Below are 16,393 nucleotides of genomic sequence, written 5' to 3' on the forward strand. Positions count from 1 at the left end.
TTGCCTGCTTTGCGCTGCCGCGCGAACCGCAACTGATGTAAGGGATCGGCTCATGTTCGAACACCTCGACGCCCTGCTGCTCGCGCGGATCCAGTTCGCCTTTACAGTCAGCTTCCATTTCTTCTTCCCGGCCTTTTCCATCGGCCTCGCCAGCTACCTGATGGTGCTGGAAGGATTGTGGCTGAAGACCGGCAAGCAGCTCTATCTCGACCTGTTCAAATACTGGCTGAAGATCTTCGCCATCGCCTTTGCCATGGGCGTCGTCTCCGGCATCGTGATGAGCTACCAGTTCGGCACCAACTGGTCGGTCTTTTCCGACCTTGCCGGCCCGGTGATCGGGCCGCTGATGGCTTACGAGGTTTTGACCGCCTTCTTCCTGGAGGCAGGCTTCCTCGGCGTGATGCTGTTCGGGATGAACAAGGTCGGCAAGAAGCTGCACTTCGCTGCCACCTGCATGGTCGCACTCGGCACGTTCGTGTCCGCCTTCTGGATCCTGTCGGTCAACAGCTGGATGCAGACGCCGACGGGGTACGAGATGGGCGCAAACGGGCAGTTCATGCCGGGCGCGAGCTGGTGGGACATCATCTTCAACCCCAGCTTCCCCTACCGCCTCGTCCACACGGTGATGGCGGCCTACCTCACCACCGCATTCGTGGTCGGCGGGGTCGGCGCGTGGCACCTGCTCAAGGACCGGACGAACGCCCACGCGCGCAAGATGTTCTCCATGGCCATGTGGATGGCCGCCATCGTCACGCCGCTGCAGATCGCGGCGGGCGATGCACACGGCCTCAACACGCTGGAGCACCAGCCGCAGAAGGTCATGGCCATGGAAGGCCATTTCCAGAGCCATCCGGACGGCGCGCCGCTGATCCTGTTCGGCATCCCGGACAGCGAGGCGAAGACGGTGCGTTACGCGATCGAGATACCCAAGCTGTCCTCACTGATCCTGAAGCACGACCTCGACGCGCCGCTCGCCGGGCTCGACACGATCCCCGATGACGAGGAGCCGCCCGTCGGCGTTGTCTTCTGGTCGTTCCGGGTGATGGTCGGCATCGGTTTCGCGATGCTCGGCATCGGGCTGTGGAGCCTCTACGCCCGCACCCGGAAGAAACTGTACGAGTGGACCTGGCTGCACCGCGCCGCGCTGCTGATGGCACCGTCGGGCTTCGCCGCCGTCCTGGCCGGCTGGATCACCACCGAAGTCGGCCGCCAGCCCTATGTCATCTACGGCGTGCTGCGCACCGCGGACGCGGCCAGCCCGCTCGACGCGCCGGCCGTGGCCGCTTCGCTGCTGGCTTTCATCCTCGTCTATTTCACCGTGTTCGGCATCGGCGTGTGGTACATCCTGCGCCTGATGAGCCAAACGCCGCATGTGGGCGAGAGCGGCGTCAAGCGCGGCGACACCGGACCGATCCGCACCGCCGGCATCACGCCGGGCCCGACGCAGAACCCGGGCGACGACGATGCGCTGCCGCGTTCGAAGGAGGAGGCGGAATAATGGACCTCACCGTCGTCTGGGCCTTCATCATCGCCTTTGCCGTCTTCGCCTATGTCGTGATGGACGGGTTCGACCTCGGCATCGGCATCCTATTCCCCACCTTCGCCCCCGGGCGGGAGCGCGACCGGGCAATGAATTCCATCGCGCCCGTGTGGGACGGCAACGAGACCTGGCTGGTGCTGGGCGGCGGCGGGCTGTTTGCCGCCTTCCCGCTGGCCTATGCGGTGATCCTCCCGGCGACCTATCCGCTGATCATCGCCATGCTGCTGGGCCTCGTCTTCCGCGGCGTGGCCTTCGAATACCGCTGGCGCGACCCCGCGCACCGCGGCTTCTGGGACGCGGCCTTTACCGGCGGGTCCTTCGTCGCCGCGCTGGCGCAGGGCATGGTGCTGGGGGCGCTGCTGCAGGGCGTGGAAGTGTCCGGCCGCGCCTACGCGGGCAGCTGGTTCGACTGGCTGACCCCCTACACGCTCCTGTGCGGGCTGGGCACGGTGGCGGGCTACGCCCTGCTCGGCAGCACGTGGCTGATCTGGAAGCTGGACGGCGAAGGGCAGGCCCATGCCCGCACGCTGGCCTTCAAGGCGGCACTGGCGACCATTGCGCTGATGGGCGCGGTCAGCCTCTACAACGTGTTCCTCAACGCCGAGTATGCCGAGCGCTGGCTGACCGCGCCGGAGATCTATTTCGCCGCCCCGGTGCCGATCCTCACCGGCTTCGTCGCGTGGAGCATCGTGCGTGCCGTGAGGACGGAGCGCAACAGCAAGCCTTTCTGGCTCAGCCTCGCGCTGTTCTTCCTCGGCATGGCGGGGCTCGGAGTGACCATGTGGCCCTATGTCGTCCCGCCCGGCCTCACCATCTGGGACGCCGCCGCGCCGGAGCGCAGCCAGATTTTCATGCTGGTAGGCGTTGCGATCACCATGCCGCTGATCATCGCCTACACCGCCTGGGCTTACTGGGTTTTCCGCGGCAAGGTGGCCGGCGAAGGGTATCACTGACATGCGCTCATGCACCGAAGCGGTAGCGCGAAAGGAGCCGACTCAGGAAACCGAGGCACCCCTGTGGCAGCGCCTCGCCTGGATGGCCGCGATCTGGGCGATCGGCGTGGCCGTGCTCGGCCTCGTCGCATGGATCCTGCGGCTGTGGATCGCGCCCTGACCCACGCAGGCTTCGACAAGCCCAACGCTGGCGCGCTATGGCGCGCGGCGCAATGGCGAACGAGACGCACATAGACGGCACGATTGCCACCACGGACCGGCTCGACAAGACGCTGGCCGAGGCGACCGGCCTGTCGCGCGCACGGGTTCAGGCGCTGATCGCCGACGGCGCCGTCACGGTGGACGGGGAGCCGGCGACGAGCGCCAAGGCGAAGGTGCGCGCCGGCGCGACGTACGCTGTCGAACTGCCCCCTCCCGAACCGCTGGCAGCGATCCCGCAGGACATCCCCGTGCCCATCGTGTTCGAGGACGCGCATCTCGTGGTGGTCGACAAGCCTGCAGGCATGGTGGTGCACCCCGCCGCCGGCAATCCGGACGGTACGCTGGTCAACGCGCTGCTGCACCATTGCCGCGGCAGCCTCAGCGGCATCGGCGGAGTCGCGCGGCCCGGCATCGTCCACCGGATCGACAAGGACACGTCGGGCCTGCTGGTGGTGGCCAAGAGCGATGCGGCGCACGAAGGGCTGGCGCGGCAGTTCGCCGACCATTCGCTCACCCGCGCGTACCTCGCGCTGGTCGGCGGGGTGCCGGTGCCGCCATCCGGCACGATCGATGCGCGGCTCGGCCGCAGCGACCGGGATCGTAAGAAAATGGCCGTCCTTGCGCCCGATTCGCAGCGCGGGAAGCATGCCGTAACCCATTACCGGACCATAAAAACTTTTCCCGCAGCAAGTCTGCTTGAATGCCGGCTGGAAACAGGGCGCACCCACCAGGTCCGCGTTCACTGCGCGTCAATCGGCCATGCGCTATTAGGGGACCCTGTCTATGGCCGGACTCCCGCCCCATTACGCCGCCTTCTCAGAGACTTGGCGTTCACCCGCCAGGCGCTCCATGCAGCCGAGCTCGGTTTCGTCCATCCCGTCACCGGCGACGAGTTGCATTTTATCAGCGATTTACCGCCCGACATGGCGGAACTGATCGAGCGGGTTTCTGGTTCTTATTAAGGAAATTTGCGGGCCATCGCGCAAGAAATATCGTATAAGGATTTCACCGAGTGACCGTGCACGCAGGATGCCCATCAGGGGTCCTTGCACCAGCGGTCGACAATGAAAGGTCAGGGAAAGACGTGAGCAATACGAAACGACCAACAGTGCCAGCACTGGGCGGGGAGCAGAGCCTCAACCGCTACCTATCCGAAATCAAGAAGTTCCCCGTACTGACGGCAGAGCAGGAATACATGCTCGCCAAGCGGTACGAGGAGCATGAGGACAGCGAAGCTGCAGCGCAGCTCGTCACCTCGCACCTGCGCCTCGTGGCCAAGATCGCCATGGGTTACCGCGGCTACGGCCTGCCGGTGTCGGATCTCATTTCCGAAGGCAACGTCGGCCTGATGCAGGGCGTGAAGAAGTTCGAGGCCGATCGCGGCTTCCGCCTCGCCACCTATGCGATGTGGTGGATCAAGGCATCGATCCAGGAATTCATCCTGCGGTCGTGGAGCCTCGTGAAAATGGGCACCACCGCCGCGCAGAAGAAGCTGTTCTTCAACCTGCGCCGGATGAAGAAGCAGCTCGAAGCCTACGAGGACAGCGACCTCCATCCGGAAGACGTCGCCAAGATCGCCACCGATCTCGGCGTGCCGGAGCAGGAAGTGATCAACATGAACCGCCGGATGATGATGGGCGGGGACGGATCGCTGAACGTGCCGATGCGCAACGGCGAGGACGGCAGCGGCCAGTGGCAGGACTGGCTGACCGACGATCGCCCGCTGCAGGACGAAACCGTCGCCGACGCAGAAGAAGCGACGGTGCGCCGCGAGATGCTGACCGAAGCGATGGAATCGCTGAACGAGCGCGAACAGCACATCCTCACCGAACGGCGCCTGACGGACAATCCGCAGACGCTGGAAGAACTGTCGCAGGTGTACGACGTCAGCCGCGAACGCATCCGCCAGATCGAGGTGCGCGCGTTCGAGAAGCTGCAGAAGGCCATGCTCCGCATCGCCGGCGAACGCTTCCTGCCGGCAGCGGTTACGGGCTGATCCACTCAACATAGCGGAGACGGGAGGGCGGGCATTTGCTCGCCCTTTTGTTTGCACCCGGCCTTTTGTTTGCACCGGGGGTGCCACGCCGCTAATTCCGGCCCATGCTTCGGGTCGCCAGGTTCCTTGCCAAGTTCGTCGTCGGTTTCGTCGCGCTCAGCCTGCTGCTGGTGATCGTGTTCCGCTTCGTCCCGCCGCCGGTCACCGCGACCATGGTGATGGACGAAAACGGCATCACCAAGGACTGGGAAAGCCTGAGCCAGATCGACCGCAACCTGGTGGATGCGGTGATCGCGGCGGAGGACGGCAAGTTCTGCAGCCACGACGGCTTCGACCGCAAGGCGATCGAGAATGCGATGCGGCGCAACATGGAAGGCGGGCGCATCCGCGGCGGCTCCACCATCAGCCAGCAGACCGCCAAGAACGTGTTCCTGTGGCAGGGCGGAGGCTATTTCCGCAAAGGGCTGGAAGCCTGGTTCACATTCCTGATCGAGAATATCTGGGGCAAGCGGCGGATCATGGAAGTCTACCTCAACGTCGCGGAAACCGGCATCGGCACCTATGGAGCCGAGGCCGGGGCGCAGCGCTATTTCGGCAAGTCCGCTGCCAGCCTGACGCGGATTGAGGCGGCGCGCATGGCAGCCGCCCTGCCCCTGCCCAAGAAGCGCAGCGTGAAGAACCCGGGCGGTTGGCTGCGCCGCCACGGCAACACGATTTCCGCCCGCATCGGCGTCGTCAGGCGTGACGCGCTCGACGCCTGCGTCTACAACTGAGCGCCATGGGGGCGGGACACTCACACGGTAGCGGGCATGGGCATGGCCATGGCGGCGGGCACGGGCATGGCCACGACCACGGCCCGGGCGACTATGACCGCGCCTTTGCGATCGGCATCGTCCTCAACACCGCCTTCGTCGTCGTGGAGGCGGTCTACGGCTTCCTGTCCGGTTCGATGGCGCTGGTCGCGGATGCTGGCCACAACCTATCCGATGTCCTCAGCCTGATCCTTGCCTGGGGCGCGGCGACGCTGGCGAAGAAACCGCCGAGCAACCGCTTCACCTTCGGCTACAAGAGCTCCACCATCCTTGCCGCGCTCGCCAACGCGCTGCTGCTGCTCGCCGCGCTGGGCGTGATCCTGTGGGAAACGCTGCACCGCTTTGCCGACCCGCAGCCGATCGAGCCGGGCACGGTTATGATCGTCGCCGGGATCGGCATCGTCATCAACACCGCTACCGCGCTGCTCTTCATGTCCGGCCGCAAGAGCGACATCAACATCCGCGGCGCGTTCCTGCACATGGCCGCCGACGCGCTCGTCAGCCTGGGTGTGGTCATCGCCGGCGCGCTGATCTGGTACACCGGCGCACTGTGGATCGACCCCGTCACCAGCCTGCTGATCGTCGCCCTGATCGCGTGGGGTACGTGGGGCCTGCTTAAGGATTCCATCCGCATGAGCCTGCTCGGCGTGCCCGCCGGCATCGATGAAGGCGCGGTGCGCGGCTATCTTGGCGGGATCGACGGCGTGGCGCGGGTCCACGACCTCCACATCTGGCCGATGAGCACAACCGAAACCGCGCTGACCGCGCACCTGGTGATGCCGGGCGGCCATCCGGGGGACAGCTTCCTGATGGAAGTGGCCGAGGAACTGAAGCACCATCACCGCATCGGCCACGCCACCATCCAGGTCGAAACCAGCGACGACTGCGCGCAGGCCTGCGTATAGGGCAGCGTTCAAGACTTGCGCGATACGACACAACAACCCATTCGAATAGAGACATGCGACCGATCTTCGCCTCAGCTGCCGCAATCCTCCTCACGGCCACCGCCTGCGCCGAAGCGCCCCCGCCTGCCGAACCGCCGCTGGCCGGTGCGTCGATCGGCGGCGATTTCACGCTCACCGGCACCGATGGCGCGGACGTGTCGTGGACCGATTTCGAGGGCAAATACCGGCTCGTCTATTTCGGCTACGCCTTCTGCCCCGACATCTGCCCCAACGACGTCGCCAACCTTGCGCGCGGTTACAAGGCGCTGAAGGAAAGCGATCCCGCCGCCGCGCAGGCGCTGGTGCCGATCTTCATCTCCATCGATCCGGAACGCGACACGCCGGACGTGGTCGCCGAATTCGCCGGCGCCTTTTCGCCGGACATCGTCGGGCTGACCGGTACGCCCGAACAGGTCGCCGCCACGGCCAAGAAGTTCGCCGTCTATTTTGCGAAGGGCGAGGAAACGCCGGATGGCGGCTACCTGATGGATCACAGCCGGTCCGCAATCCTGTTTAGCCCGTCGGGCGAACCGATCGCGCCGATTTCCGTAGACCAGGGCGGCAAGGCGGTCGAGGCAGAGCTGAAGCAGTGGGTGAGCTGAGGGACAGGTTCTGGCAGCTCGATCTGGCGGAGCTGACTCGCGCGGAATGGGAAGCCCTGTGCGACGGGTGCGGGCGCTGCTGCCTGCACAAGGTCGAGGATGCCGACACGGGCCGGATCTACGACACCAATGTCGCCTGCAAGCTGCTCGACACGGCGACCGGCCTGTGCAGCGATTATCGCCATCGCAAGGCGCGTGTACCCGATTGCCTGCGCCTGACCGCGGGCAATGTGAACGATTTGCCGTGGCTGCCGCAGACCTGCGCCTATCGCCGCCGCGCACGGGGCGAGGCATTGCCCGACTGGCACTACCTCCTCAGCGGTGACCGCGACGCGGTGCGCAAGGCCGGCGTGTCCGTCCACAACCGCGTGATCAGCGAAACCGATGCGGGACCGCTGGAGCACCACATGGTCGACTGGGAGGAGGAACCGTGATCGAATGGCTGCAGGGCGCGCCGGGCGATCACGAAATCGTCCTCGCCGGACGGCCCCTCCCCATCCTTCTCAAGCGCAATGCCCGCGCCCGGCGGCTGACCCTGCGGCTGGCGCGTGACGGCAGCGCGGTGCACCTCACCGTGCCGCGCTGGGCCCCGACGCGCGAGGCGATCGCCTTTGCCCATGCGAAGTCGGAATGGCTGGCTGGCCAGCTCGAGAAAATCCCGCAGCGCGATCCGCCGCAGGCCGGCGGGACTTTCCGCTATTGCGGGGAAGACTGGCGGATCGATTGGCACGCCGCCCACCCGCGCACCCCGCGCGCCGATACGGACGCCGGCACGCTCACCCTCGGCGGGCCGCAGGACCGCTTGCCCGCGCGCCTGCAGCGCTGGCTGGAGAGCGAGGCGCTGCGCCTGTGCGCCGCCGATCTCGCCTTCTACGCCGAACGCGCCGGGGTGCCGCTGCCCGAAATCCGCCTCAGCCGTGCGAAAAGCCGATGGGGCAGCTGCTCGGGCAAGCAGGTCGTGCGGATCAACTGGCGGCTGGTGCAGGCACCCGCGCATGTCCGCCGCAGCGTGGTCGCCCACGAGGTCGCGCATCTCGTGCATTTCGATCACAGCCCCGCCTTTCACGCACTGCTGGGGCACATCTATGACGCCGACATCGGGGCCGCAGACCGCTGGCTGAAAGCGCACGGTCGCAGCCTTTACGCGCAGTTCGGCTAAGACTGGCGCGCGCGGGCACAAATCCCTATCTTGTGCGGAAGATGAGCATTTTCCGCACCTTCCTGCAGAACCTCTCGCCCAGGCGCGCAGTGTCCGATTTCGCCGGGCAATGGCGCCGACCCAACCCCTATCGCTGGCATATCCTCGGCGTTGCGGGCGCGGCGACTTTCGCGATTTTCTATACCTTCCTGCCCGAAGACCAGCCGATGGAGCCGGAAAGCCCCGAAGTGGACTACATCGAATTCTTCGAGCCCGGCCGGACCGACGAGCAGATCATGGCCTCCAACGTCGAGAACCAGAAGCGGCAGGACGAATTGCGCGCCGAAGCCGAGGAACGGGTCGAATTGCGCAAGAGCCTCTACCGCGAACTGGGCCGCGCCACCGGGCTCGACGTGGACGAGATGGAGCGCGAACTGGCAGCGGAAGAGGCGGCAGAAAAGGCCGCCGAGCAGCAGCGGCTCGACGCACGCCGCCGCGATGCCGAAAGGGCGCTGCTTGACGGCCAGTAAGGCCGACCTGCGCTGGCTCGCCGCGGCTGCCGCGCTGGCGGAGCGCGGTCGCCCCGTCAGTGCGCCCAACCCGTCCGTCGGCGCCATCATCGTAAAGGAGGGCCGCGTCATCGGTCGCGGCTGGACGCAAGCTGGCGGCCGCCCGCATGCGGAGGCTGTCGCTCTGGCGCAGGCCGGCAGCGATGCGGCAGGTGCCACGCTGTATGTCACGCTCGAACCCTGCGCCCATGACAGCGCGCGCGGCCCGGCCTGCTCCGCGCTGGTCGCAGCGGCCGGACTGGCGCGCGTGGTGATCGGCGCCGGCGATCCGGACCCGCGCACGGCAGGCGGCGGCATCGCCCGGCTGGAGGCTGCCGGGATCGAGACCGTGCTGGCCGATTGCCCGCGCTGCGCGGATAGCCTTGCCGGTTACCTGACCCGCGCCGCGCTGGGCCGCCCGCACGTCACGCTGAAACTCGCGCTTTCCATCGACGGCTGCATCGCGCTCGCCGACGGGACCAGCCAATGGATCACCGGACCTGCCGCGCGCGCCCACACGCACCGCGAGCGGGCACGAGCGGACGCCATCCTCGTCGGCGGCGGGACCTTGCGCGCCGATACGCCATCGCTCGACGTGCGGCTGGAAGGGCTGGAGGATCGCTCGCCAACCCGCTGGGTGCTGACGCGCGGCGAGACGCCGGATGGCTGGCAGGCGCTGCGCGATCCTGCCGACCTGTCGCCGCTTGCGCCCGCGCAATATCTCTTTGTGGAAGGCGGCGCAGGGGCCACGGCAGCCTTCCTTGCCGCCGACCATGTCGACCGCTTGCTGGTCTACCGCGCGCCCATCGTCATCGGCGGCGGCATGGCTTCCGTCGGCGACATCGGCCTTGCCGACCTGGCGCAAGCGCATGGCCGCTGGCAGCGGATCGCAACCGCGGCGCTTGGCAGCGATATGCTCGAAGTCTACGAGCGGACCCGCAGCCGCAATCCGGCCTGACAGGAGCGTCCATGTTCACCGGCATCGTCACCGCCATCGGCACCGTCACCAACCGCGAAGAGCGCGGCGACCTGCGCCTCACCATCGCCTGCCCGTGGGACCCGGCGGACATCGCCATCGGCGCTTCGATCGCCTGCTCCGGCTGCTGCCTGACCGTGGTGAGCAAGGGCGGGGATGCGGGCGCCGCGTGGTTCACCGTCGACCTTTCGGCAGAGACCGTGGGCCTGACCAACGCCGCGCGCTGGGCGGAAGGCGCGCGCCTCAATCTCGAACCCGCGCTGAAGATGGGCGACGAGCTGGGCGGCCATATCGTCACCGGCCATGTCGATGGCGTCGGGCGCGTCATCGCGGCGGAAGACGAGGGGGATTCGACCCGCCTCACCATCCTCGCCCCGGCTGGCCTCGCGCCCTATATCGCGGCCAAGGGCTCGATCACCGTGGACGGCTGCTCGCTCACTGTGAATTCGGTCGAGGATACGGACGATGGCTGCCAGTTCGGGCTCAACATCATCCCCCACACCGCCGAAGTGACGACACTGGGCACCCTCGCATCCGGCGACAGCGTGAACCTGGAGATCGACACTCTGGCCCGCTACCTCCAGCGGATGGTCGCGCTGCGGGGCTAGGCCAGCGGCCCTTGCGCGAACGCGGCGCGGTCGATTTCGTAGATGACATTCCGCTGGGGGCCGGTCGCCCCTTCGGCCTCTTCGATGCGGCCAGTCAGGCGGCCGCCGATCTTCTCCATCGCCCTGCGAGAGACGAGGTTGTTCTCGCCGACCCGGAACACCACGCGTTCCACGGATGCCAGCGCATGGGACAGCATCAACCGCTTCACGCGGGCATTCATGCCGCTTCCCCAAAGATTCCGGGCGATGAAGGTCCAGCCGATTTCCACCACCCCGCCATCCGCCGGGTCGTAGCTTTGGAACCGGCTCGACCCGACGATGCGGTCGCCGTTCCGGTCGATGATGGCGAGCGCACCCTGTTTCGCCAGCGCGTCATCGAAGAATTCGCGAAACACCGGCTCCTGCCACCGGTCGCTGCGCGGGTGCAGGGCCCATAGCTCGCGGCTGCCGGCTACCGCATACAGGGCGTGCCAGTCGTACGCATGCAAGGGTCGCAATCGGACGCGGTCGTCCTGCAGGACCGGTTGCCGATCCAGCACGCTTATCCCGTCACGTCTTCCAGTGCGGCGATGAACTTTCCGACATTGCCGCTGGTCAGGCCGGCGATGTTGATACGGCCGGAACCCGCCATGTAGACGCCGTGATCCTTGCGCAGACGCTCGATCTGGTCCTTGTCCAGCTTGAGCATGGCGAACAGCCCGTTCTGGTTTTCGAGCTGCTTGAGGTCGAGGCCGGGCACGCGGTTGTCGGCGGCCGCCAGCTTTGCGCGGACGCTGCGCATGCGGGTGCGCATTTCGTCCACCTCGTCCTGCCACTGCCGGGTCAGGTCGCTGTCGCGCAGCACGTGGCGCACGGCGGCGGCGCCATGGTCGGGCGGCATCGACCAGCTGGCTCGGGCGAGCGAATTGCAGTTTGAAAAGGTCCGCTCCAGCACCTCGTCGTCGTTCGCCTTGATGTAGAGCGCGCCGACGCGGTCGCGGTAGAGGCCGAAGTTCTTGTCGCAGCTGTAGCAGGTGAGCAGTTCGTCGAGCGCATCGACCATCAGGCGCAGGCCGGCGGCATCTTCCTCCATGCCCTGCCCCAAGCCCTGGTAGGCGCTGTCGATGATCACCAGCACGCCGCTGTCCTTTGCCAGCGCGGCGATCCGCTCCCACTGGTCCATCGTGTAGTCGACGCCGGTGGGGTTGTGGCACGATGCGTGGAGGAGCAGCGCATCGCCCGCGCCGGCTCCCGCCAGCGCCTCTTCCAGCGCGGCAAGGTCGGCCTTGCCTTCCACCGTCGCGTGGTTGAAGCCCGCCAGCTCCAGGCCGAGGTCCTTCAGGATTTGCGCATGGTTGGGCCAGCTCGGCGTGCCCATCAGCACGCGGGTCACGCCTGCCGCCTGCGCCACCGCCAGTGCCAGCCGCACGGCGCCGGTGCCGCCGGGGGTCTGCATCCCTTCGATCGAGCCTCCGCGTGCCTCGTCCTTGCCGAAGATATAGGGCTTCAGCGCATCGACGAAGCCGGTGTCGCCTTCAGGGCCGAGATAGCTTTTGCTGTCCTGTTCCTCGACCAGCTGGCGTTCCGCGCCCTTGATCGAGCGGAACACGGGCGTGGCGCCCTCGTCCGTGCGGTACACGCCCACGCCTAGGTCGATCTTGTCGGGCCTCGTGTCGGCGCCATAGAGCTTTATCAGGGCGAGGAGGGCGTCGGGCGCCTGCGCAGAGAGGTTTTCGAGCATGCAGGCCCAATGCCGCGCCCGCGCGCACGCTTCAAGCGGCAATCGGCAGGGCGCCGCCGTGGATAGCTATTCGCGAGCGGTCTAGAAGGGCAGCCAGCGCTGCTTTTCGGAAAAGCGCAGGTAGCCCGCATTGACCCCAGCCCTGAGCCCGGCGCCCGCGCGGATCGGGATCAGCACGATGTCGCCGCGCCGGACGTAGGACACCGACATGCCGCCGACGAGATAGGCCTGTCCTTCGCCCGCGGGGAAGCGCCGGAACAGGTCCTGCGTGTCGAACAGGTTGTAGACGAGGACGAAGGTGGAGCCCGCATTCGCGCCGGCATCGAAGCCCACCGACGGCCCGGTCCAGTAGACTTTCCGCTCGCCTTCGACCTTGTGGTACAGCGTGCCGGAACCGTAGCGTACCCCGACAATGAACGCACCGCCGCCTTCGCGGCCGACGATGTAGCCGTTGGGTTCGCCCTGTTCCTTCAGCAGGTCCTCGATTAGCCGGGCGACACCTTCCGCGCCCTCCCCGAACAGGCCTTCCGCCGCGCCGATCAAATCGTCGGACTGGTAGGTCTGACTGTCGGCGGGATCGGCGGCGGCTTCGGCAGCCGCTTCCGATGCGCCGGCCGGCTGGGCGAAATCCTCGCCCGACCATGTGGCGACGCCGCCGGACGTGTCGACTTCTGCCCCGCCGTCGTCGTAATCATCGGCGTAATCTTCGGGCGCGTCCTGCTCGTACACCGGCTGCGCGGTGATGATGGGCGCATCCGGCCCGTCGGCAGGCGGGGTCTGCGGCTGAGCCAGGTCGCCGTCGATCATCGTGTCGGGATCGATCGTCGCGATCCCCTGCGCGAGCGCGGGCGCACCTGCCGCGAGGCCGAATGCCGCCGCCGCCAGTGCCAGCGACCGGGCCATGTGCTTGAGCGAGTGAGCCATATGTTCCTCCGAGGGACGATCCCGCGGCGCGTCATGCGCGCCTGTCCGCGGGCGATCAGAGTCCCTGGACGCTGAAGCGGCAATGAATGCGCGCCGAACCGAATCGATTCTGCGGCGAACCGAGTTCGCACACATATCCTGCCAAGTGTTTTCACCCCGTGCCCACAGCGCGCTTGAAGCATGCCAGCCCGCTCGCTATAGGCCCGCCCACGCCGCATCGGTCCGGAGACGTGGGTGAGTGGCTGAAACCAGTTCCCTGCTAAGGAACCATACCTGGTAACGGGTATCGAGGGTTCGAATCCCTCCGTCTCCGCCACCTTTCGTTGAATTCAACGACTTAGCGGCCAAATCGCCAGACTTACCCCTTCCTTTCCCTCATAGGATTTGGGCACGATCCGGCGTTACGTTGGCCGGGCAATGATCGAAATTACGGCGACTGTTGACGACGACGCTTCGAGACATAGCGCCGCGAGTTTGCGGTTTGCGGTGCGCCGATGCTGTAAGGCAAGCGCCAGCCGAAGCGATGCTTTGGCATGGGCGCGCACTTCCTCGTTGCTTGAACCGCCGAACGCGAATGCGATGTATGCGCCGATCATCCGATTGGCGTCGCTTTCGCTAGGTTCGACGCCATCGGGCGACGAATGAAGAAGCGGGTCATAGACCGCTTGCTCTAGCGATATGAGCACTTCGCGGCACAACAAGCCGATTTGTTGAAAGTCTTCTTCGGCTGAAGCTAGGCCAAGTTGCGCCCGCGCCTTCGACAATGCCCGATCGACGCGTTGCCATCCTGAAGCTTCCCGTTCCGGCAAAGGGACCGAAGATCGTTTCGCCAACGTTTCGATCGCGGGTCCGAAAAGCTGGCGAGCGTAAAGGCGGCGATCTTTCCATTGGGGAAGTTCCCTGTCCCAATGACGAAACCATGCCCACAGGTCTTCATGTGGGTTATCGTATCGAACGTCGGCGGGCATTCGCTCGCGAATGCGGACTTCGCGGGCCCGGTAATAGTCGTTCACTTCCTGAATCCGGGTGCCGCCCGTCGATACGTCCTAGAGCGGTGCCGACAGCCCCGTCCCTATGTCGACATTCGATGCAAGGAGAAGCAGGTCCGCTTCAATGGCTTCGACGGGTTCTGCCATCGGAGGAGAAGCTGGCGGGACCGCGAAGGCGTTCGCGACGACGCCGTATGGGCATGGATCGCTGGCCGCTTGGTTCTCGTCGCCCGATTGCTCATCAGCACCATGCATCGCATGGTCGGCCCGAGCTTGAGCAAGCGCTTCGAACCGTATGCGCAGTGCTTCGGTCAATCCTTGCGAACAGATGCGGACGACTAGCGTGCCGTCGGGTTCCCGGTCTGGCATCCAGCCTGTGGGTAACACGTTGGACACCAGCAATATCAGTGCGAGAATGGCAAGCACGACAGCTCGCTTCATTGGGTTTCTCGCGGTTGGCAGTTCTCAGCGCCTAGTTACTCGCGATCAGTACCTCAAGCGTCTGGGTTGCAAATCAACAGATCGCCACTTGCAAAAATTTGACTGGTACGAGCAGGTCACAGCTAAAGCACAGCAGGTTACGACCATCCGTCATTATCGCTTCTAGGAGGCCGCATCGGTCATCGCGTTCGCATCGCCCCCGATGACGAATATCCAGATAAGCAGACAAGCGATCCATCCGGCATTAAAAACTATGATCGCGAACCAGACGCGCGATTTCGACGCCCGCCGTCGTCCCGGCCCGCGAACGAACTCACCATCTTCGCGGCCCGCGAAAACGGCAGCAACATCGCGAAGATGAAGCAGAAGCCATATACCGGCGACGAGACTTATGGTGGCCAGAAGTCCCATGAGCGCGGGAAAGAACCAGAGCGGCATAGACGATACTTCCTGTAGGATTAGACCGCAGAGCTGAAGCGGCGCGATGATTGTCGGCGATATGGATCGAATAGAGAGGATATTGTCCGGGCATAAGGCAGGCCGTCAGGGCAAATTTGAAGACTGCCTCCACAAACCGCAGCGAGGCCTCGATCGACGAACCGTTCAAGATGAGGTTGCACTTCGGCGAGCAGCCTAGGCGCGACGTTGGCTTCTCCACGGCAAAGCAATGCCTCGATGATTTCTCCACGAAGACGATCATCGGCGGAGCGGTGAACACCGCGCTCGGTAGCGAGGTTGCCCGCACTTGCGCGCATTCTGTAACGACCGCTGTTCTTCTCGTTCTGGACGATCAGATGCGGAAACGCGCTGATGGCCGACGCACCCAGACCAATCAGATTGGGCGCTTGATCATCGGTGAAACCTTGAAAATTTCGTTTCAATTGACCTGACAGGGCGGCACTCGCGACGGCATCCTTTCCGGGTATTGCGAAATGATCGAAGCCGACGGGCGTGTATCCGTGCGTCACAAGATAAGCGTATCCTTCAGCCGCCATTGCGAAGCGCTCTGCCTGATCGGGCAGGCCGGTCGCATCGATGGCGCGTTGCCGTGGCACGATATGCGGGACATGGGCGTAGCCAAAAAGAGCGATCCGGTCTGCACCCAGGACCCGGGTACGGCTGAGGCTGTCATGCAAATCGTCGCGGGTTTGCCCAGGAAGACCGTACATCAGGTCGTAGTTGAGCGAGGTCACACCGGCCTCGCGCAACCAGTCGGTGGTCTGCACGATCATATCTTCCGACTGGACGCGTCCGATACGCTCCTGGCAGTGCCTAGCGAAGGTCTGCACGCCCAGACTCGCGCGATCCACACCAACCAGGCACAATGCTTCGGCCCAGTCACGGGTCATGGTCCGCGGATCCAGTTCGATGGAATAGGCCGGGTCGGTCAGGCCGAATTGGATTGTCAGGGCATCGACCAATCGCACGAAATCCGTCGGCGCGATGGCATTTGGACTGCCTCCGCCGAGGGAAACCCGACTGATTTCGGTTCCGGCAGGCAACAAGGCGGCCACGCTCTCGATGTCACGATGCAGGGCGTCGAGATAGGATTCCAACCTGCACCGCCGGCCCGCAGCCCCGGTGTTGCACCCGCAATAGTAGCAGATTTTTTCGCAGAATGGGATGTGCAGGTAGAGCGAGACAGCGCCGGAGACATTCGAAAGTGCCTGCCGATAGTCGTCGGAAGGCATTTCTCCGAATTCGGCTGCGGTGGGGAAGCTGGTGTATCGCGGCACCGGCGTGGCGAGCAGGTCAGGATAATATGTCCACATGCGGCTCGGTTTATGCAGGAGATTGTTCGCGGTCATTGCGCTGGATCAAACTTCTTGCGGCTGCAGCCTGCATGGCACGCTTTCCCATGACATGAAGGACCCTGTGCGGGTTCCGGGGCCTCCCGACCAAGATCTATCGTTACCATTGCTCCGCTTCCGCAGACGGATAGCGTCAATTGGTCCGCGGCATCGGGAAGCGGGCCCACGAGCGCTGGCAGCAACGCGATCA

The 16,393-nt window shown here is 65.3% G+C and carries 20 protein-coding genes and 1 tRNA gene; 14 read left to right on the forward strand and 7 right to left on the reverse strand.

All coding sequences use genetic code 11. The features are described 5' to 3' along the window. Positions 1-52: 52 nt before the first annotated feature. The 13 genes from QQW98_RS02760 (at position 53) to QQW98_RS02820 (ending at position 10,318) form a co-directional block, all read left to right on the forward strand. The gene (locus QQW98_RS02760; RefSeq protein ID WP_290136030.1) at positions 53-1,498 is read left to right on the forward strand and encodes a cytochrome ubiquinol oxidase subunit I; all 1,446 of its coding nucleotides are present in this window, start codon (positions 53-55) and stop codon (positions 1,496-1,498) included. Continuing rightward, positions 1,498-2,493, forward strand: a complete 996-nt coding sequence (cydB, locus tag QQW98_RS02765; RefSeq protein ID WP_290136031.1) for a cytochrome d ubiquinol oxidase subunit II — start codon at positions 1,498-1,500, stop codon at positions 2,491-2,493. Before QQW98_RS02760 ends, cydB begins: the two co-directional genes overlap by 1 nt. Before the next feature lies 1 nt (position 2,494). Beyond that, positions 2,495-2,653, forward strand: coding sequence for a DUF2474 domain-containing protein (locus QQW98_RS13940; protein ID WP_404800854.1), 159 nt, complete (start codon positions 2,495-2,497; stop codon positions 2,651-2,653). A 52-nt stretch (positions 2,654-2,705) separates the two neighbouring features. After that, a complete protein-coding gene (locus tag QQW98_RS02775; RefSeq protein WP_290136032.1) occupies positions 2,706-3,656 on the forward strand; it encodes an RluA family pseudouridine synthase in 951 nt (316 codons plus the stop codon). A gap of 122 nt (positions 3,657-3,778) precedes the next feature. Then, the gene (rpoH, locus tag QQW98_RS02780; RefSeq protein ID WP_290136033.1) at positions 3,779-4,690 is read left to right on the forward strand and encodes an RNA polymerase sigma factor RpoH; all 912 of its coding nucleotides are present in this window, start codon (positions 3,779-3,781) and stop codon (positions 4,688-4,690) included. A 104-nt stretch (positions 4,691-4,794) separates the two neighbouring features. After that, positions 4,795-5,463: a monofunctional biosynthetic peptidoglycan transglycosylase gene (mtgA, locus tag QQW98_RS02785; protein WP_290136034.1), complete on the forward strand. Its 669-nt coding sequence runs from the start codon at positions 4,795-4,797 to the stop codon at positions 5,461-5,463. A 5-nt stretch (positions 5,464-5,468) separates the two neighbouring features. Next, positions 5,469-6,407 carry a cation diffusion facilitator family transporter gene (locus QQW98_RS02790; RefSeq protein WP_290136035.1) on the forward strand — a complete coding sequence of 313 codons (939 nt, stop codon included), beginning with the start codon at positions 5,469-5,471 and terminating at the stop codon, positions 6,405-6,407. Between the two features lie 53 nt (positions 6,408-6,460). Next, the gene (locus tag QQW98_RS02795) at positions 6,461-7,048 is read left to right on the forward strand and encodes an SCO family protein (protein WP_290136036.1); all 588 of its coding nucleotides are present in this window, start codon (positions 6,461-6,463) and stop codon (positions 7,046-7,048) included. Continuing rightward, positions 7,036-7,482: a YcgN family cysteine cluster protein gene (locus tag QQW98_RS02800; protein WP_290136037.1), complete on the forward strand. Its 447-nt coding sequence runs from the start codon at positions 7,036-7,038 to the stop codon at positions 7,480-7,482. Before QQW98_RS02795 ends, QQW98_RS02800 begins: the two co-directional genes overlap by 13 nt. After that, on the forward strand, positions 7,479-8,207 hold the full coding sequence (locus QQW98_RS02805; RefSeq protein ID WP_290136038.1) for a M48 family metallopeptidase: 729 nt from the start codon (positions 7,479-7,481) through the stop codon (positions 8,205-8,207). Before QQW98_RS02800 ends, QQW98_RS02805 begins: the two co-directional genes overlap by 4 nt. Before the next feature lie 41 nt (positions 8,208-8,248). Then, the gene (locus tag QQW98_RS02810) at positions 8,249-8,716 is read left to right on the forward strand and encodes a hypothetical protein (protein ID WP_290136039.1); all 468 of its coding nucleotides are present in this window, start codon (positions 8,249-8,251) and stop codon (positions 8,714-8,716) included. Then, a complete protein-coding gene (gene ribD, locus QQW98_RS02815; protein ID WP_290136040.1) occupies positions 8,703-9,692 on the forward strand; it encodes a bifunctional diaminohydroxyphosphoribosylaminopyrimidine deaminase/5-amino-6-(5-phosphoribosylamino)uracil reductase RibD in 990 nt (329 codons plus the stop codon). Before QQW98_RS02810 ends, ribD begins: the two co-directional genes overlap by 14 nt. Positions 9,693-9,703: 11 nt before the next feature. Continuing rightward, on the forward strand, positions 9,704-10,318 hold the full coding sequence (locus QQW98_RS02820; RefSeq protein WP_290136041.1) for a riboflavin synthase: 615 nt from the start codon (positions 9,704-9,706) through the stop codon (positions 10,316-10,318). Here QQW98_RS02820 and QQW98_RS02825 read toward each other — a convergent pair. The 3 genes from QQW98_RS02825 to QQW98_RS02835 form a co-directional block, all read right to left on the reverse strand. Continuing rightward, positions 10,315-10,857, reverse strand: a complete 543-nt coding sequence (locus tag QQW98_RS02825) for a GNAT family N-acetyltransferase (RefSeq protein WP_319023301.1) — start codon at positions 10,855-10,857, stop codon at positions 10,315-10,317. The two genes, QQW98_RS02820 and QQW98_RS02825, sit on opposite strands and share 4 nt — an antisense overlap. A 2-nt stretch (positions 10,858-10,859) precedes the next feature. Beyond that, positions 10,860-12,038 carry an amino acid aminotransferase gene (locus tag QQW98_RS02830; protein ID WP_290136042.1) on the reverse strand — a complete coding sequence of 393 codons (1,179 nt, stop codon included), beginning with the start codon at positions 12,036-12,038 and terminating at the stop codon, positions 10,860-10,862. Positions 12,039-12,119: 81 nt separating this feature from the next. Beyond that, positions 12,120-12,962: a DUF1134 domain-containing protein gene (locus QQW98_RS02835; RefSeq protein ID WP_290136043.1), complete on the reverse strand. Its 843-nt coding sequence runs from the start codon at positions 12,960-12,962 to the stop codon at positions 12,120-12,122. Positions 12,963-13,186: 224 nt separating this feature from the next. On the opposite strand from QQW98_RS02835, the gene QQW98_RS02840 reads away from it, so the two are divergent. Then, positions 13,187-13,278 (forward strand) — tRNA-Ser (locus tag QQW98_RS02840). Between the two features lie 85 nt (positions 13,279-13,363). Here the strand turns inward: QQW98_RS02840 and QQW98_RS02845 are convergent. The 4 genes from QQW98_RS02845 to QQW98_RS02860 all read right to left on the reverse strand — a co-directional run bounded on the left by QQW98_RS02845 (position 13,364) and on the right by QQW98_RS02860 (position 16,164). Beyond that, entirely contained in the window at positions 13,364-13,975 is a 612-nt protein-coding gene (locus tag QQW98_RS02845; RefSeq protein ID WP_290136044.1) for a hypothetical protein, read from the reverse strand. A gap of 33 nt (positions 13,976-14,008) precedes the next feature. Further along, entirely contained in the window at positions 14,009-14,377 is a 369-nt protein-coding gene (locus QQW98_RS02850) for a DUF2946 family protein (protein WP_290136045.1), read from the reverse strand. A gap of 177 nt (positions 14,378-14,554) precedes the next feature. Next, entirely contained in the window at positions 14,555-14,830 is a 276-nt protein-coding gene (locus QQW98_RS02855; RefSeq protein WP_237451936.1) for a hypothetical protein, read from the reverse strand. A 20-nt stretch (positions 14,831-14,850) separates the two neighbouring features. After that, positions 14,851-16,164: a radical SAM protein gene (locus QQW98_RS02860; RefSeq protein WP_290136842.1), complete on the reverse strand. Its 1,314-nt coding sequence runs from the start codon at positions 16,162-16,164 to the stop codon at positions 14,851-14,853. Positions 16,165-16,393 lie beyond the last annotated feature (229 nt).

The sequence above is a fragment of the Alteriqipengyuania flavescens genome, from assembly GCF_030406725.1.
Classification (GTDB): Bacteria; Pseudomonadota; Alphaproteobacteria; order Sphingomonadales; family Sphingomonadaceae; genus Alteriqipengyuania_B; species Alteriqipengyuania_B flavescens.

What these genes read in the sequence shown, in the direction of transcription:
- QQW98_RS02820 (WP_290136041.1), top strand. Translation starts at nt 9,704, where the DNA reads ATGTTCACCGGCATCGTCACCGCCATCGGCACCGTCACCAACCGCGAA.
- QQW98_RS02835 (WP_290136043.1), bottom strand. Translation starts at nt 12,962, where the DNA reads ATGGCTCACTCGCTCAAGCACATGGCCCGGTCGCTGGCACTGGCGGCG.
- mtgA (WP_290136034.1), top strand. Translation starts at nt 4,795, where the DNA reads ATGCTTCGGGTCGCCAGGTTCCTTGCCAAGTTCGTCGTCGGTTTCGTC.
- QQW98_RS02775 (WP_290136032.1), top strand. Translation starts at nt 2,706, where the DNA reads ATGGCGAACGAGACGCACATAGACGGCACGATTGCCACCACGGACCGG.
- QQW98_RS02830 (WP_290136042.1), bottom strand. Translation starts at nt 12,038, where the DNA reads ATGCTCGAAAACCTCTCTGCGCAGGCGCCCGACGCCCTCCTCGCCCTG.
- cydB (WP_290136031.1), top strand. Translation starts at nt 1,498, where the DNA reads ATGGACCTCACCGTCGTCTGGGCCTTCATCATCGCCTTTGCCGTCTTC.
- QQW98_RS02810 (WP_290136039.1), top strand. Translation starts at nt 8,249, where the DNA reads ATGAGCATTTTCCGCACCTTCCTGCAGAACCTCTCGCCCAGGCGCGCA.
- QQW98_RS13940 (WP_404800854.1), top strand. Translation starts at nt 2,495, where the DNA reads ATGCGCTCATGCACCGAAGCGGTAGCGCGAAAGGAGCCGACTCAGGAA.
- QQW98_RS02760 (WP_290136030.1), top strand. Translation starts at nt 53, where the DNA reads ATGTTCGAACACCTCGACGCCCTGCTGCTCGCGCGGATCCAGTTCGCC.
- QQW98_RS02860 (WP_290136842.1), bottom strand. Translation starts at nt 16,164, where the DNA reads ATGTGGACATATTATCCTGACCTGCTCGCCACGCCGGTGCCGCGATAC.
- QQW98_RS02855 (WP_237451936.1), bottom strand. Translation starts at nt 14,830, where the DNA reads ATGCCGCTCTGGTTCTTTCCCGCGCTCATGGGACTTCTGGCCACCATA.
- QQW98_RS02790 (WP_290136035.1), top strand. Translation starts at nt 5,469, where the DNA reads ATGGGGGCGGGACACTCACACGGTAGCGGGCATGGGCATGGCCATGGC.
- QQW98_RS02795 (WP_290136036.1), top strand. Translation starts at nt 6,461, where the DNA reads ATGCGACCGATCTTCGCCTCAGCTGCCGCAATCCTCCTCACGGCCACC.